9 protein-coding genes and 3 rRNA genes are annotated in these 15,735 nt (G+C 66.0%); 6 read left to right on the forward strand and 6 right to left on the reverse strand.

Annotated elements, in window-relative coordinates; genetic code table 11:
• The first annotated feature begins 72 nt into the window (after nucleotides 1-72).
• A complete protein-coding gene (locus OG303_RS29685; protein WP_405872151.1) occupies nucleotides 73-687 on the forward strand; it encodes a hypothetical protein in 615 nt (204 codons plus the stop codon).
• A gap of 51 nt (nucleotides 688-738) precedes the next feature.
• On the opposite strand, the gene OG303_RS29690 is transcribed toward OG303_RS29685, so the two are convergent.
• On the reverse strand, nucleotides 739-1,779 hold the full coding sequence (locus OG303_RS29690; protein WP_405872153.1) for an RDD family protein: 1,041 nt from the start codon (nucleotides 1,777-1,779) through the stop codon (nucleotides 739-741).
• 129 nt (nucleotides 1,780-1,908) lie between these two features.
• Between OG303_RS29690 and OG303_RS29695 the strand changes: the two genes are divergently transcribed.
• The 4 genes from OG303_RS29695 (at nucleotide 1,909) to rrf (ending at nucleotide 8,650) form a co-directional block, all read left to right on the forward strand.
• Nucleotides 1,909-2,916: a stage II sporulation protein M gene (locus tag OG303_RS29695; protein WP_405872154.1), complete on the forward strand. Its 1,008-nt coding sequence runs from the start codon at nucleotides 1,909-1,911 to the stop codon at nucleotides 2,914-2,916.
• Nucleotides 2,917-3,477: 561 nt separating this feature from the next.
• Nucleotides 3,478-5,005, forward strand: a 16S ribosomal RNA gene (locus OG303_RS29700).
• Between the two features lie 319 nt (nucleotides 5,006-5,324).
• A 23S ribosomal RNA gene (locus OG303_RS29705) occupies nucleotides 5,325-8,445 on the forward strand.
• Nucleotides 8,446-8,533: 88 nt separating this feature from the next.
• Nucleotides 8,534-8,650 (forward strand): 5S ribosomal RNA (gene rrf, locus OG303_RS29710).
• Together the 16S, 23S and 5S rRNA genes form the textbook arrangement of a ribosomal RNA operon.
• 103 nt (nucleotides 8,651-8,753) lie before the next feature.
• Here the strand turns inward: rrf and OG303_RS29715 are convergent.
• From OG303_RS29715 to OG303_RS29735, 5 genes are read right to left on the reverse strand one after another with little or no spacing between them, the layout of a single operon-like run.
• Nucleotides 8,754-10,064, reverse strand: a complete 1,311-nt coding sequence (locus OG303_RS29715; protein WP_405872155.1) for a DUF58 domain-containing protein — start codon at nucleotides 10,062-10,064, stop codon at nucleotides 8,754-8,756.
• Nucleotides 10,064-11,053 (reverse strand): AAA family ATPase, encoded by a 990-nt coding sequence (locus tag OG303_RS29720; protein ID WP_405872157.1) that lies wholly within the window; start codon nucleotides 11,051-11,053, stop codon nucleotides 10,064-10,066. Before OG303_RS29720 ends, OG303_RS29715 begins: the two co-directional genes overlap by 1 nt.
• Nucleotides 11,053-12,249 (reverse strand): DUF4350 domain-containing protein, encoded by a 1,197-nt coding sequence (locus OG303_RS29725; protein WP_405872158.1) that lies wholly within the window; start codon nucleotides 12,247-12,249, stop codon nucleotides 11,053-11,055. The genes OG303_RS29720 and OG303_RS29725 overlap by 1 nt, the downstream gene beginning before the upstream one ends.
• Nucleotides 12,246-13,034 (reverse strand): DUF4129 domain-containing protein, encoded by a 789-nt coding sequence (locus OG303_RS29730; RefSeq protein WP_405872159.1) that lies wholly within the window; start codon nucleotides 13,032-13,034, stop codon nucleotides 12,246-12,248. Before OG303_RS29730 ends, OG303_RS29725 begins: the two co-directional genes overlap by 4 nt.
• 4 nt (nucleotides 13,035-13,038) lie before the next feature.
• Nucleotides 13,039-14,382: a hypothetical protein gene (locus OG303_RS29735; protein ID WP_405872160.1), complete on the reverse strand. Its 1,344-nt coding sequence runs from the start codon at nucleotides 14,380-14,382 to the stop codon at nucleotides 13,039-13,041.
• A 140-nt stretch (nucleotides 14,383-14,522) separates the two neighbouring features.
• Here OG303_RS29735 and mtnA point away from each other — a divergent pair, with 140 nt between their 5' ends.
• The gene (gene mtnA / locus OG303_RS29740) at nucleotides 14,523-15,671 is read left to right on the forward strand and encodes an S-methyl-5-thioribose-1-phosphate isomerase (RefSeq protein WP_405877554.1); all 1,149 of its coding nucleotides are present in this window, start codon (nucleotides 14,523-14,525) and stop codon (nucleotides 15,669-15,671) included.
• Nucleotides 15,672-15,735 lie beyond the last annotated feature (64 nt).

The raw sequence follows: 15,735 nt of genomic DNA on the forward strand, positions 1-15,735 counted from the left end.
CGCACCCCCGTGCCGGGGGCCTGCCCCTTTGGCCGCAGCGGCCGGACCAGCCCGTCAAGACCCAGGACACCCATGCCCCGCGGCCGTTATTCGCTCCACGATCCGCACGATCACACCCCCCTCGCAGAAGAGCACTTCCACTGCGCCCCCGGCCCCTCCGGCTGGCGCTACGTCTCCCAACTGACCACCCCCTCGGGCGACCAGCACGGCTCCGTCGACCTAGCCCTCGACGAACTCGGCCGCCCCATCCGCCTCGAACTGCACGCCGCGGGCTGGCAGATCCGCGGCGCCGCCCTCGACGGCGTCACCTGGGTCCGTACGGACCCGACCGGGGCTCATGCCACCGAAGGCAACGTCCGCGCCCACGCCTTCACCGGCACATCCCCCGCGTTCCTCATCGCCACCACCCGTCTCCTGCGCCTCACCCCTTCCGCCACAGCAACCCGCGTACGCCTCGTCGCCTTCACCGACCCCGTCCTTGCCCCGCGCACCGTGGACCAGTCCTGGGCTCTGGTGAACAGAGAAACACAAGCCACTGACAACGCCCCCCTGATCGTGGACGAGTACCAGGTCACAGCCCTGGACACGGGCGAACAGCACCTCGTGCACATCGCCGGCGACGTGGTGCTCGCGGCGCCCGGCATCGAGCTGGAAGACCTCGAATCGCCACCGTCCCCATCCGCCTGAGCGAGATATGCGTCGAAGCGGCGCCAGGGAAGCCACGGCTGCTGAAGGGGGCTACGCCGGCGGTACGAACCCGGTGGGCTCGGTGGTTCCGCTCGCCCCGGTGGCGGGACGGTCGGCCGACTGTGCATCCTGCGGCTCGGTCGGCGGGGCCCCGTACGCCGGAACTTCGTGCGTCGGCGCCTCGGCTTGACGCCCGACCGCAGGCGCCTGCTCGACATGAGCGGCCGGAGGCGGAGTAACCACAGGGGGAAACCCCGCCGGAGGAACGTAGGAGCCCGGCACGCCGGCCGGACGCGCGGCACCGACCGGCTGCCCGCCCACAGCCGGGCCCCCAGCTGCCGAACCGTTCGCGAAGGCCCGTCGCACCTCCCGAGCCTGCCGCTCCTGCACCACAGACGCGAGATACGCCGCCGACGGAACACCCTGCGGAACCGGCGTGCCCGTACGAGCCGCGAGGTCCGAGGCGAGCCGCTCCGCCATGGCCCAGCCGACCTGCGGGTCCAGCTGTTGCATCCGCGTCAGATACTGACGGATGGCGAGCCACAATCCGTCGGGAACCGCAGACAGATCAAGCTCCGAGAACCTCCCCGCCAGCCAGGGCGGTGGGGGAGGCAGGAAACCCGTCCGCGCAACAGGCACCCTTTCCCGTACGACGAGAGTCCCGGCGAACACGTCGCCGAGCCGCCGACCTCGAGCCGACACGAAGGACGCGATGCAGGCGACGACCCCGAACGTCATCAGGATCTCGACTACTCCGATCCCACCCCGAACCAGCGCATGCCGGAACCGGATCGGCCCCCCGTCGTCCCGCACCACCCGCAGTCCGCACGCCAACTTTCCGAGGGACCGCCCATGGCTGAGCGTCTCGACCGCGATCGGCCCGCCCACCAGCACCAGAACAAAGCTCGCGATCGACACCGCGACCTGCGCCGCCTCGTCCAGCGAAGCGGTGGAAGCGACCAGAATGATGGTCAGAACGATGTAGACGACCACGGCCACGGTCAGGTCGAGCAACACCGCAAGCGCCCTGCTGGGCAGCCTCGCAGGGCGCAACTCCAGCACCACCGCCTCGCCCGTCACCAGCTCACTCACGCCTGTCGTCCTTCCCCTGGCCTGCCCCTTGAAGGGCCAGTCTGCCAAGCTGAGGGCGCATCGCGCCGCAGTACGACAAGCTGACACCCCGACGAGCCGCCGACGAGCAGCCGAGGAGCAGGCAAACCGATGGACCTCGACGTCTTCGTCACCGCTCACCGAGCGGAATGGGACCGCCTCGACGCCCTCCTCAAACGCCAACGCCGCCTCAACGGAGCTGAGGCCGACGAACTCGTCGTGCTCTACCAGCGCACGGCCACTCATCTCTCTCTGATCCAGTCCAGTGCGCCCGACCCCCAGCTGACCGGACGCCTCAGCCAACTGGTGGCACGGGCGCGTGGTGCCGTGACAGGCAATCGACGCGCCTCCTGGCGAGACGTGACGCGCTTCCTGGCGCATGGGTTCCCTGCTGCGGTCTACAGATCGCGCCGCTGGTGGGTTCCCACCGCGCTCCTTTCCACTGCCGTCGCCATCCTCCTGGGATGGTGGATAGGTACTCATCCCGAGGTGCAGGCCACCATCGCGGCCCCCAGCGAGCTGCGCGAGCTCACCCGTCCCGGGGGCCAGTACGAGACGTACTACTCGAGCCACCCCGCGGCGTCCTTCGCCGCCCAGGTGTGGACGAACAATGCCTGGGCCGCCGCCCAGTGCCTGATCCTGGGCGTCTTCCTCGGTTTGCCCGTCCTCTGGATCCTCTTCCAGAACATGCTCAACCTCGGGGTCGGCTTCGGCCTGATGTCCTCGGCCGGCCGGCTTGACACCTTTCTAGGCCTGGTCCTCCCTCACGGCCTGCTCGAACTGACCGCTGTCTTCGTGGCCGCCGGCACCGGACTGCGCCTCGGCTGGACCCTCATAGACCCGGGCCCGCGTTCGCGACGCACAGCTCTCGCCGAAGAGGGCCGCGCCGCGGTGGGCATGGCGATCGGCCTCGCGCTCGTCCTCTTCATATCCGGCGCCATCGAAGGCTTCGTCACCCCGTCGGGCCTGCCGACCTGGGCCCGCATCGGCATCGGGGTCGCAGTAGAGCTCGCCTTCCTCGCATACGTCTTCGTCCTGGGCGGCAGAGCCGTCCGTGCCGGAGAGACGGGTGACGTTGAGGCGGCGGAGCGCAGCGCCACGGTGCCGACGGCCGCCTGATGTGCGTGCACGCCTGCTGAGCTGTTAGTCTCTCCTTCGCCCTACAGGAGCCGTTGACACGGACCAGTTAGGGAGGTAGATTCGAACAGTTGCCTGGAACTGGATCTAGTCCGGTCGGCAGCGGTGAGCATCTGTCTGCTTCTCGGAAACATCGATTTCGAAGAAGCCACTCGCGATGAATCGGAAATGAGCGGCCGGTCAGTCCGGCTCGAAACTTCTGATAAAGTCGGAGCCGCCGGAAAGGGAAACGCGAAAGCGGGAACCTGGAAAGCGCCGAGGAAATCGGATCGGGAAACGGTCTGATAGAGTCGGAAACGCAAGATCGAAGGGAAGCGCCCGGAGGAAAGCCCGAGAGGGTGAGTACAAAGGAAGCGTCCGTTCCTTGAGAACTCAACAGCGTGCCAAAAATCAACGCCAGATATGTTGATACCCCGTCTCCTGCCGGATATCCGGTGGGGGCGAGGTTCCTTTGAAACAAAACACAGCGAGGACGCTGTGAACGACCGCCTTATTCCGGTGGTTGTTCCGCTCTCGTGGTGTCGACCCGATTACGGGTAAACATTCACGGAGAGTTTGATCCTGGCTCAGGACGAACGCTGGCGGCGTGCTTAACACATGCAAGTCGAACGATGAACCACTTCGGTGGGGATTAGTGGCGAACGGGTGAGTAACACGTGGGCAATCTGCCCTTCACTCTGGGACAAGCCCTGGAAACGGGGTCTAATACCGGATAGCACTCCTGCTCGCATGGGTAGGGGTTGAAAGCTCCGGCGGTGAAGGATGAGCCCGCGGCCTATCAGCTTGTTGGTGAGGTAATGGCTCACCAAGGCGACGACGGGTAGCCGGCCTGAGAGGGCGACCGGCCACACTGGGACTGAGACACGGCCCAGACTCCTACGGGAGGCAGCAGTGGGGAATATTGCACAATGGGCGCAAGCCTGATGCAGCGACGCCGCGTGAGGGATGACGGCCTTCGGGTTGTAAACCTCTTTCAGCAGGGAAGAAGCGCAAGTGACGGTACCTGCAGAAGAAGCGCCGGCTAACTACGTGCCAGCAGCCGCGGTAATACGTAGGGCGCAAGCGTTGTCCGGAATTATTGGGCGTAAAGAGCTCGTAGGCGGCTTGTCACGTCGGGTGTGAAAGCCCGGGGCTTAACCCCGGGTCTGCATTCGATACGGGCTAGCTAGAGTGTGGTAGGGGAGATCGGAATTCCTGGTGTAGCGGTGAAATGCGCAGATATCAGGAGGAACACCGGTGGCGAAGGCGGATCTCTGGGCCATTACTGACGCTGAGGAGCGAAAGCGTGGGGAGCGAACAGGATTAGATACCCTGGTAGTCCACGCCGTAAACGGTGGGAACTAGGTGTTGGCGACATTCCACGTCGTCGGTGCCGCAGCTAACGCATTAAGTTCCCCGCCTGGGGAGTACGGCCGCAAGGCTAAAACTCAAAGGAATTGACGGGGGCCCGCACAAGCAGCGGAGCATGTGGCTTAATTCGACGCAACGCGAAGAACCTTACCAAGGCTTGACATACACCGGAAAGCATTAGAGATAGTGCCCCCCTTGTGGTCGGTGTACAGGTGGTGCATGGCTGTCGTCAGCTCGTGTCGTGAGATGTTGGGTTAAGTCCCGCAACGAGCGCAACCCTTGTTCTGTGTTGCCAGCATGCCCTTCGGGGTGATGGGGACTCACAGGAGACCGCCGGGGTCAACTCGGAGGAAGGTGGGGACGACGTCAAGTCATCATGCCCCTTATGTCTTGGGCTGCACACGTGCTACAATGGCCGGTACAATGAGCTGCGATACCGTGAGGTGGAGCGAATCTCAAAAAGCCGGTCTCAGTTCGGATTGGGGTCTGCAACTCGACCCCATGAAGTCGGAGTTGCTAGTAATCGCAGATCAGCATTGCTGCGGTGAATACGTTCCCGGGCCTTGTACACACCGCCCGTCACGTCACGAAAGTCGGTAACACCCGAAGCCGGTGGCCCAACCCCCTTGTGGGGAGGGAGCTGTCGAAGGTGGGACTGGCGATTGGGACGAAGTCGTAACAAGGTAGCCGTACCGGAAGGTGCGGCTGGATCACCTCCTTTCTAAGGAGCACTTCTTACCGATCCCCACGGGGTGAGGTCAGAGGCCAGTACATCGGCGTACGTCCGATGCTGGTTGCTCATGGGTGGAACGTTGATTATTCGGCCTGGGTCTCGGGTCGGAGGCTTGCAAGTACTGCTCTTCGGAGCGTGGAACGCATGATCTCCGGGCGGACACGGGCCGGGCACGCTGTTGGGTGTCTGAGGGTTCGGCCGGTTTTCGGCTGCCTTCAGTGCCGGCCCCAGTGAACTCGCCCGTGAGGGTGGGGTGATGGGTGGCTGGTCGTTGTTTGAGAACTGCACAGTGGACGCGAGCATCTGTGGCCAAGTTTTTAAGGGCGCACGGTGGATGCCTTGGCACCAGGAACCGATGAAGGACGTGGGAGGCCACGATAGGCCCCGGGGAGTCGTCAACCAGGCTTTGATCCGGGGGTGTCCGAATGGGGAAACCCGGCAGTCGTCATGGGCTGTCACCCTTGCCTGAACACATAGGGCAAGTGGAGGGAACGCGGGGAAGTGAAACATCTCAGTACCCGCAGGAAGAGAAAACAACCGTGATTCCGGGAGTAGTGGCGAGCGAAACCGGATGAGGCCAAACCGTATACGTGTGAGACCCGGCAGGGGTTGCGTGTGCGGGGTTGTGGGATCTCTCTTTTACGGTCTGCCGGCCGTGAGACGAGTCAGAAACCGTTGATGTAGGCGAAGGACATGCGAAAGGTCCGGCGTAGAGGGTAAGACCCCCGTAGTCGAAACGTCAACGGCTCGTTTGAGAGACACCCAAGTAGCACGGGGCCCGAGAAATCCCGTGTGAATCTGGCGGGACCACCCGCTAAGCCTAAATATTCCCTGGTGACCGATAGCGGATAGTACCGTGAGGGAATGGTGAAAAGTACCGCGGGAGCGGAGTGAAATAGTACCTGAAACCGTGTGCCTACAAGCCGTGGGAGCGTCGGGCAAGCATTTGTGCTTGCCTCGTGACTGCGTGCCTTTTGAAGAATGAGCCTGCGAGTTTGCGGTGTGTTGCGAGGTTAACCCGGGTGGGGTAGCCGTAGCGAAAGCGAGTCCGAATAGGGCGTTTTAGTAGCACGCTCAAGACCCGAAGCGGAGTGATCTAGCCATGGGCAGGTTGAAGCGGAGGTAAGACTTCGTGGAGGACCGAACCCACCAGGGTTGAAAACCTGGGGGATGACCTGTGGTTAGGGGTGAAAGGCCAATCAAACTCCGTGATAGCTGGTTCTCCCCGAAATGCATTTAGGTGCAGCGTCGTGTGTTTCTTGCCGGAGGTAGAGCACTGGATAGGCGATGGGCCCTACCGGGTTACTGACCTTAGCCAAACTCCGAATGCCGGTAAGTGAGAGCGCGGCAGTGAGACTGTGGGGGATAAGCTCCATGGTCGAGAGGGAAACAGCCCAGAGCATCGACTAAGGCCCCTAAGCGTACGCTAAGTGGGAAAGGATGTGGAGTCGCAGAGACAACCAGGAGGTTGGCTTAGAAGCAGCCACCCTTGAAAGAGTGCGTAATAGCTCACTGGTCTAGTGATTCCGCGCCGACAATGTAGCGGGGCTCAAGCGTACCGCCGAAGTCGTGTCATTCATACAATAGGGCCAACGCCTGTATGGATGGGTAGGGGAGCGTCGTGTGCCGGGTGAAGCCGCGCCGGAAGGCAGTGGTGGACGGTTCACGAGTGAGAATGCAGGCATGAGTAGCGATTCACACGTGAGAAACGTGTGCGCCGATTGACTAAGGGTTCCTGGGTCAAGCTGATCTGCCCAGGGTAAGTCGGGACCTAAGGCGAGGCCGACAGGCGTAGTCGATGGATAACCGGTTGATATTCCGGTACCCGCTGTGAAGCGTCAAACACCGAACCTATTGATGCTAAGGCCGTGAAGCCGTTCCGGACCCTTCGGGGAAAGGAAAGTGGTGGAGCCGCCGGACCAAGGTGGTAGTAGGTGAGTGATGGGGTGACGCAGGAAGGTAGTCCAGCCCGGGCGGTGGTTGTCCCGGGGTAAGGGTGTAGCCCGAGTGGTAGGCAAATCCGCCACTCATCAAGGGTGAGACCTGATGCCGAGCCGATTGTGGTGAAGTGGATGATCCTATGCTGTCGAGAAAAGCCTCTAGCGAGTTTTATGGCGGCCCGTACCCTAAACCGACTCAGGTGGTCAGGTAGAGAATACCGAGGCGTTCGGGTGAACTATGGTTAAGGAACTCGGCAAAATGCCCCCGTAACTTCGGGAGAAGGGGGGCCATCACCGGTGATTGGATTTTCTCCATGAGCTGGGGGTGGCCGCAGAGACCAGCGAGAAGCGACTGTTTACTAAAAACACAGGTCCGTGCGAAGCCGTAAGGCGATGTATACGGACTGACGCCTGCCCGGTGCTGGAACGTTAAGGGGACCGGTTAGTGCGCTTTCGGGCGTGCGAAGCTGAGAACTTAAGCGCCAGTAAACGGCGGTGGTAACTATAACCATCCTAAGGTAGCGAAATTCCTTGTCGGGTAAGTTCCGACCTGCACGAATGGCGTAACGACTTCTCGACTGTCTCAACCATAGGCCCGGTGAAATTGCACTACGAGTAAAGATGCTCGTTTCGCGCAGCAGGACGGAAAGACCCCGGGACCTTTACTACAGTTTGATATTGGTGTTCGGTTCGGCTTGTGTAGGATAGCTGGGAGACTTTGAACTCCGGACGCCAGTTCGGGGGGAGTCGTCGTTGAAATACCAGTCTGGTCGTGCTGGATGTCTAACCTGGGTCCGTGATCCGGATCAGGGACAGTGTCTGATGGGTAGTTTAACTGGGGCGGTTGCCTCCTAAAGAGTAACGGAGGCGCCCAAAGGTTCCCTCAGCCTGGTTGGCAATCAGGTGTTGAGTGTAAGTGCACAAGGGAGCTTGACTGTGAGACCGACGGGTCGAGCAGGGACGAAAGTCGGGACTAGTGATCCGGCGGTGGCTTGTGGAAGCGCCGTCGCTCAACGGATAAAAGGTACCCCGGGGATAACAGGCTGATCTTCCCCAAGAGTCCATATCGACGGGATGGTTTGGCACCTCGATGTCGGCTCGTCGCATCCTGGGGCTGGAGTCGGTCCCAAGGGTTGGGCTGTTCGCCCATTAAAGCGGTACGCGAGCTGGGTTTAGAACGTCGTGAGACAGTTCGGTCCCTATCCGCTGCGCGCGCAGGAATATTGAGAAGGGCTGTCCCTAGTACGAGAGGACCGGGACGGACGAACCTCTGGTGTGCCAGTTGTTCTGCCAAGGGCATGGCTGGTTGGCTACGTTCGGGAGGGATAACCGCTGAAAGCATCTAAGCGGGAAGCCTGCTTCGAGATGAGTATTCCCACCCACTTGATGGGGTAAGGCTCCCAGTAGACGACTGGGTTGATAGGCCAGATCTGGAAGGCGGGTAACCGCTGGAGGTGACTGGTACTAATAGGCCGAGGGCTTGTCCTCAGTTGCTCGCGTCCACTGTGTTGGTTCTGAAACCACGAACAGCCCCACGTTTCACAGAGCGTGGCGTGGCTGGACAGTTTCATAGTGTTTCGGTGGTTATAGCGTGAGGGAAACGCCCGGTTACATTCCGAACCCGGAAGCTAAGCCTTACAGCGCCGATGGTACTGCAGGGGGGACCCTGTGGGAGAGTAGGACGCCGCCGAACAATCATTGCAAAAACCCCCGGCCGGGGATACCGGTGCGGGGGTTTTCTGCGTTTCAGAGCCTTTGTTTAAGGGGCGCTTCAGAAAGCCGCCTCCCCATTTTTTTTACAGGCGCCCTGTTGTTTTCAGGGCCAGATACGCATCCGCCAGTGCCGGCGCCAGTTCGTCCGGAGTCTCGTCGACGACAGTGACCCCATGGCGGCGGAGTTGCTCCGCTGTGCGGTGGCGTTCGCTTTGGGCCTGGGCGGCTGCTGCAGCCTCGTAGACGGCCTCGGTGTTTCCACGAGCCGTCGCCATGCGGGCGATGTATGGGTCCGCTACCGATGCCACAAGAACCGTGTGGCGCTGTGTGAGTTGAGCGAGGACGGGAAGCAGGCCTTCTTCCACGGGGGCCGTGTCCAGGCTTGTGAGCAGCACGATGAGGGAACGGCGAGGGGCTGTGCGGAGTGCGGTCGCCGTCAGGCCTCGGGCGTCCAGTTCGACGAGTTCAGGTTCGAGTGTGGCCATCGCGTTGACCAGAGACGGGAGGACGTCGCGGGCCGTGCGGCCCTGAGCGAGGGCGCGTACCCGGCGGTCGTATGCGAGCAGGTCCACCCGGTCGCCGGCGCGTGAAGCGAGTGCTGCAAGGAGCAGGGCCGCGTCCATGGAGGCGTCGAGGCGCGGGGCGTCGCCCACGCGGCCTGCGGAGGTGCGGCCGGTGTCCAGGACAAGCAGGATGTGGCGGTCGCGTTCGGGACGCCACGTGCGTACGGCGACCGTGGACTGGCGGGCCGTTGCGCGCCAGTCGATGGAGCGGGTGTCGTCGCCGGGGACGTACTCGCGCAGGCTGTCGAACTCTGTCCCTTCGCCGCGGGTGAGCACACTTGTGCGGCCGTCCAGCTCGCGTAGGCGGGCGAGCTTCGAGGGGAGGTGCTTGCGGCTGGTGAAGGGGGGCAGGACGCGTACCGTCCAGGGGACCTTGTGGCTGCCTTGGCGGAAGAACAGACCGAGGGGGCCGTACGAGCGGATCGTGACGCGGTCCGACTGGCGGTCGCCGCGGCGGGTGGGGCGTAGGCGGGTGGTGGCGCGGCGACGTTCGCCGGCCGGCACGGTCAGTCGGTGACGGGATGCTGCTACGTCGGTTCCGGGCTGCCAGCTGCTGGGGGGCCAGGCATCGCGCAGGCGGGCCCGGAGGAGACGGCGGGACGGGTTCGTGACGGTGAGGGTCACGTCCGCGGCCTCGCCCAGGCGTACGGACGTGTCGCCGGAGCGGGTCAGGCCGAGACGTCGTACAGGCGCTGCGAGGGCGAAGTCGCAGGCGCAGGCAACGGCCAGGGGGGCGTTCACGGCGAGGATGCCCGTCCAGCTGGGGTCCCAGATGCCGACAGGGAGGGAGCCGAGGGCCGCGAGAAGCGCGGCGCGTCCGGTGAATGCCATCAGCGGGGGACGGGGACGTGGGCGAGGATCGCGTTGATGACGGAGTCGGCCGTGACGCCTTCCATCTCTGCCTCGGGGCGGAGTTGTACGCGGTGGCGGAGGGCGGGGAGGGCCAGGGCTTTGACGTCGTCGGGGATGACGTAGTCGCGGCCCGTGAGCCACGCCCACGCGCGTGAGGTGGCCAGGAGGGCCGTGGCGCCGCGTGGAGAGACGCCCAGGGTCAGGGACGGGGACTCGCGGGTGGCTCGGCAGATGTCCACCACGTAGGCGGTGATTTCCGCGGAGATCACCGTCTTGGCGACGGCTGCGCGGGCGGCCTCCAGGTCGGCCGGGCCGGCTACGGGGCGTACGCCGGCGGCGCGCAGGTCGCGCGGGTTGAAGCCCTCGGCGTGGCGGGTGAGGACGTCGATCTCGTCCTGGCGGGAGGGCAGAGGGATCGTCAGTTTGAGGAGGAAACGGTCCAGTTGGGCCTCGGGGAGGGGATACGTGCCCTCGTACTCGACCGGGTTCTGGGTCGCGGCGACCAGGAAGGGGTCGGGGAGTGGGCGCGGGGTGCCGTCGACCGTGACCTGGCGTTCCTCCATGGCTTCCAGGAGCGACGACTGGGTCTTCGGGGGCGTGCGGTTGATCTCGTCGGCGAGGAGCAGGTTGGTGAAGACCGGGCCGGGCTGGAAGGAGAACTCGGCGGTGCGAGCGTCGTAGACCAGGGAGCCGGTGATGTCGCTCGGCATCAGGTCGGGGGTGAACTGCACGCGCTTCGTGTCGAGTTCGAGTGCGGAGGCGAGGGCGCGGACGAGCAACGTTTTGGCGACCCCAGGGACTCCTTCTAGTAGGACGTGTCCGCGGCAGAGAAGGGCGACGACGAGGCCGGTCACGGCGGGGTCCTGGCCGACCACGGCTTTGGCGATCTCGGCGCGCAGGGCTTCCAGAGAGGCTCGGGCCTTGCCCGGGTCTCCGGTGTACCCGGCGTTGTCAGTGGTCGGGTCCATCATGGACGGCGTACCTCTCTTTCGAGGGCGTCGAGTTGGTCGGCGAGTGCGATGAGGGCCGCGTCGTCACTGGGCGGCGGACCGAAGAGGAGCGAGTGCAGGGTCTGTCCGGCGCTGTGGAGATAGGCGGACAGAGCGGGGAGCAGTGCCTCGGGCGTGTGCGCCTGGGCGACGGGGACGCCTACGAGGGGGGCGAGGCGGGTGCGGGTGGTGGAGCGAAGAGCGGCGGCCGCGCGGTCGCGGGCGTTCGCCTTGCGGTAGAGGCGGGCGCGGCCTTCGACGGTTTCGGAGGCGCGGATCGCCACGGGGAGTCTTTCCGGCACGAGGGGGCCGAGTCGGCGTGCCCGCCAGAGGGCGGCGAGGGCTGCCGCGATGAAGAGCTGCAGTGTGCCCCACAGCCAGCCGGAGGGGAGCAGGTCGAAGAGGCCCTTTTCTTTGCCTGTGTCGGCGACGGAGCTGTCGGAGAGCGAGGGGAGGTACCAGACCAGATGAGGGCGGGAGCCGAGGAGTTGGAGGGCGAGCGAGGCGTTGCCCTGCTTGTCGAGACGGTCGTTGAAGAGCATGTCAGGGGCGCCGAGGACGACGATGTCGCCGTCCCCGGAGGTTTCCGGAATGCGCAGGAGGGTGGCGAGGCGATTGCTGGGGTAGCACTTGTCGGCGCCGAGGTGTGTGGTGGTGTAGCGGATGCCGCCCGTGTCCGCGGTGCCCGCGCGGTGGGCGGCGGGCAGTCGGCAGTCGGGGGAGAGCGTCGAGTCGCCGCTGGTGGCGGGGTCCGCGGTGACGCCGGGTGCGAGCTTTTCGACGGACCAGCTGCCGGGGGCGACGAGGACGGTGCGCCCGCCCGAGCCGGCGATCGAGGAGTGCAACCGGGTCTGTTGACGGTGCGTCAACAGGTCGGGGACGGCGACCAGGAGAGTGGTGTCCGGGGCGGCCGCGGCGCGTGCCTCGTCCAGCGTGGTGACCACGCGCGTGGACACGCCACGGTCGGCGAGGAGTTCGGCGACCGCGCGGCTGCCGTAGGGGTCGACGGAGCGGGGGTCGAGTTCGCCGTGCCGGGTGTCGGAGCGGATCACGGCGATCGCGACGCCCGCTGCCAGGAGGAGCACGACGGCGAGCGCGATGCCTCGCGAGCGGGTCCACACCTGGCGTGCGGTGGGCGAGGCCGAGGTGATGGGGAGCGTGGCCTCGGTGGTCATCCGGCGGCTCCCTGGCGGGCGTTGTGGGCCGTGCTGGGGCTGCTGCTGCTCGCGAGCTGGGGCTTGGTGCGCTCGAGGTCGAGGTCGAGGTCGGCGATGCGGTGGGACGACTGCTCGCTCGCCCTTCGGCCGCCGTATGTCACGTCGTCGAAGTCCCGGGCGGCGGCGCGCAGCCGGTCCGTGTGGGAGGGCAGTGCGCGGCCCGCTTCTGCGGCTGCCTCGTCCGCGGTGCGGCCGGGGCGGGCATCGAGAAGTGCGCGCTCCTCGAGGGAGCGGACGATGGCGCGCATGCGTTCCTGGACGGCCTGGTTCCAGTGGCCCTGGGCGGCGTGTGCCTCGGCAGCAGCGCGATGTTCGGCGGCGCTGCGGGGACGGTCGTCGAACAGGGCGGCGGACGAGGTGGGTTCGCGGCGCGGCGTGCCCAGGCGCCACCACAGTGCGCCGAGCACCGCGAGGACAGCCACGATGACGACGACCAGGCCCAGCGTGCCCCCGGGTGTCGCGGCCGCGGCCGAGCCGAACAGCTTGTCGACCCAGTCCCAGAAGGCGTTCAGAGCGCGCTGGAACAGGCTGGGGTCGTTCTCGTGGTACATGCGCTTGGACAGTTCGCGACGGGCCGCCTCCCGCGCGGGATCCCGCGGAATTGTCACCGGTGGTTCGTCGCCGGAGCGCGCCAGCGACAACGTGGATGCGTCGCCGGCCCGCAGCAGCGTCCGTACGGCCGAATCGACGCCGCGCGACAGGACTGTCGGCACCGCTGTGAGAACTCCCCCCGCCGAGCTCACCGCATCAGCCCCCCGAGCCGGCGTCGGTGCCGTAGCCCTGGAGGCCTGCGGCGCGGGCCAGTTCGAGGTCGAGGGCTTCGCGGCGGATGCGCTGGTCGATGTAAAGGAGCACGGAGACGCCGGCATTGATCGGGAACGTGATCATGGAACCGATCACCGAGCCGACCCCGCTGATGATGAGGAAGGTCCAGCCGAGGTCGCCGCCCCCGCTGTTGAAGAAGCCGGTGATGCCGTCGCCGCTGAACGCTGCGGCGAGGAAGGTGAAGGGGATGACGACGATTGCCGAGACGATGTTCGCGATGATCCCGGCGAGCAGCTGGATGCCGAAGACCCGCCACCAGGAGCCGCGGACGAGCTTCACGGATCGGCTCATCGACTTCACGACGCCCTGCTTTTCCAGCATCAGCGCGGGCGAGGCCAGGGAGAAGCGGATCATCAGCCACAAGGCGACGACGCCGGCGCCGATACCGCCCAGGACGGCGAGCGCGACACCCGCGTCGGTGTTCCCGAAGGCGGCCACGAGGATGCCGGGCAGCACGCCCACGAGGATGATTCCGGCGGCGATGAGGGGCAGCAGGATGATCAGGCCGAACAGCTTCACGACCTGGGGGCGGGCGTCGCGCCAGGCCTCGCCGGTGGTCACGGGCCGACCGAGGACCGCACGGCTGGTCACGGTGGTGAGCAGGGCGGTTGCGGCGACCGTGGCGATCAGGGAGATCAGGAAGACGGCGCCGGAGCTGAGCATGACCTCGCCCAGGGCGTGGGTCAGTTCACTCGTAGTGGCGCTCGGGTCGTCGAGGGCCGCGGTGCTGGTGTCGTTCAGTACGAGGCCCTGAAGCAGGATGACGAGGATCTCCGTAACCACCGCGACGGTGAGGGAGATGCCCAGGACCGTGCGCCAGTAGGTGCGCATGGTGGAGACCGCACCGTCGAGGATCTCGCCCACGCCGAGCGGGCGGAGCGGGATGACGCCCGGCTTGGCGGCGGGCGGGGGGCCGCCCCAGCCGCCTCCCCATGCGGGGTATCCAGGAGTGCCGTGGGCTCCGTAGCCGCCGGGTCCCGGAGCGCCGTAGCCGCTGGGGCCGGGAGGAGGCTGGGTGCCCCAGCCGGGCCCGGGTGGCGGTGGTGGCGGAGCCGCCTGGCCGGGGCCTGCAGAGCCGGTGGGCGCGGACCAGTGGGCGGGTGGAGGCTGCTCCTGGGACCACTGCGAGCCGGAGCCTTGTGCGTCAGGGCTGCCCTGCGGGTCGGGACCGGGCTGGTCCGCAGGCTCCGTGGGACCGGACGCGCCGGGCTCCTGCCCGTCGGAGGGGGCAGATCCGGGCGAGGCCCAGCCCGGAGTGTCTTTCATCGTCGCTCCTTCACGGTGCCCGTCCGCGGTCGCGGCGGCAGGTTGGCAGCCATCGTGCCATGGGGTGGTCGCCGAGGTACCGGCCGCGGTATGGGCCGGACACCTTCAATTGTCTGCCGGACAAGGGGCAGACTGACGGCATGGCTGATCAGTACGCGCAATCCGGCGAAGACAGCAGGCCGACCGAGATACCGGCGATCCGCTGGGAGGAGCCACCCGAAGGCCCGGTACTGGTTCTTCTCGACCAGACGAGGCTGCCGGCCGAGGAGGTCGAGCTGGTCTGCACGGACGCGCCCGCGCTCGTGGAGGCGATCCGTTCGCTCGCCGTGCGCGGGGCACCGCTGCTCGGTATCGCGGGAGCGTACGGTGTCGCGCTCGCTGCCGCGCGCGGGTTCGACGTGGACGACGCCGCGGCCGCGCTGGCAGGAGCCCGGCCCACCGCCGTGAATCTCGCTGTCGGTGTGGGCAGGGCCCGGTCCGCGCACCGGGCCGAGTTCGCCAAGAGCGGTGATGCCGGGGAGGCCGCGGCGGCGGCGCTTGCCGCAGCGCGTCGGCTGCACCAGGAGGACGCCGAGGCCAGCGCCCGTATGGCCGAGCGTGGGCTGGCGCTGCTGGACGAGCTGATGCCCGGCGGCGGGAACCGGATCCTCACCCACTGCAACACCGGGGCGCTGGTGTCGGGCGGGGAGGGGACGGCGTTCGCGGTGGCGCTCGCGGCCCACCGGGTGGGGAGGCTGCGGCGGCTGTGGGTGGATGAAACGCGGCCGTTGCTGCAAGGTGCTCGGCTGACGGCTTACGAGGCGGCGCGAAACGGTATGGCGTACACCTTGCTCACGGACAACGCGGCGGGCTCGCTCTTCGCGGCCGGTGAGGTCGACGCGGTGCTGATCGGGGCGGACCGCATCGCGGCCGACGGGTCGGTCGCGAACAAGGTCGGAAGCTATCCGCTCGCCGTGCTCGCTCGGTACCACCATGTGCCGTTCATCGTGGTGGCACCGGTGACGACGGTGGACCTCGAGACCCCAGACGGAGCGTCCATCGAGGTCGAGCAGCGCCCGGGCCATGAGGTGACCGAAGTCACAGCACCCCAGGTGCCGGTGGCAGGAGCGGAAGCAGGGGGTGGGATTCCGGTGGCACCGCTGGGGACTCAGGCGTACAACCCGGCGTTCGACGTGACGCCGCCCGAGCTCGTGACCGCGATCGTCACGGAAGAGGGCGTCGTTTCGCCCGTGACGGCTGAGGCTCTTGCGGAGCTGTGTGCCAGGTCGCGCCGGGTAACGATCAGCTGAAGGGGAGGACGGCCCGATCGACTTGATCGACGACAACGCCTTCGCGCCGGCGGACTCCTTCGAC

The sequence above is a fragment of the Streptomyces sp. NBC_00005 genome, from assembly GCF_045160215.1.
GTDB lineage: Bacteria > Actinomycetota > Actinomycetes > Streptomycetales > Streptomycetaceae > Streptomyces.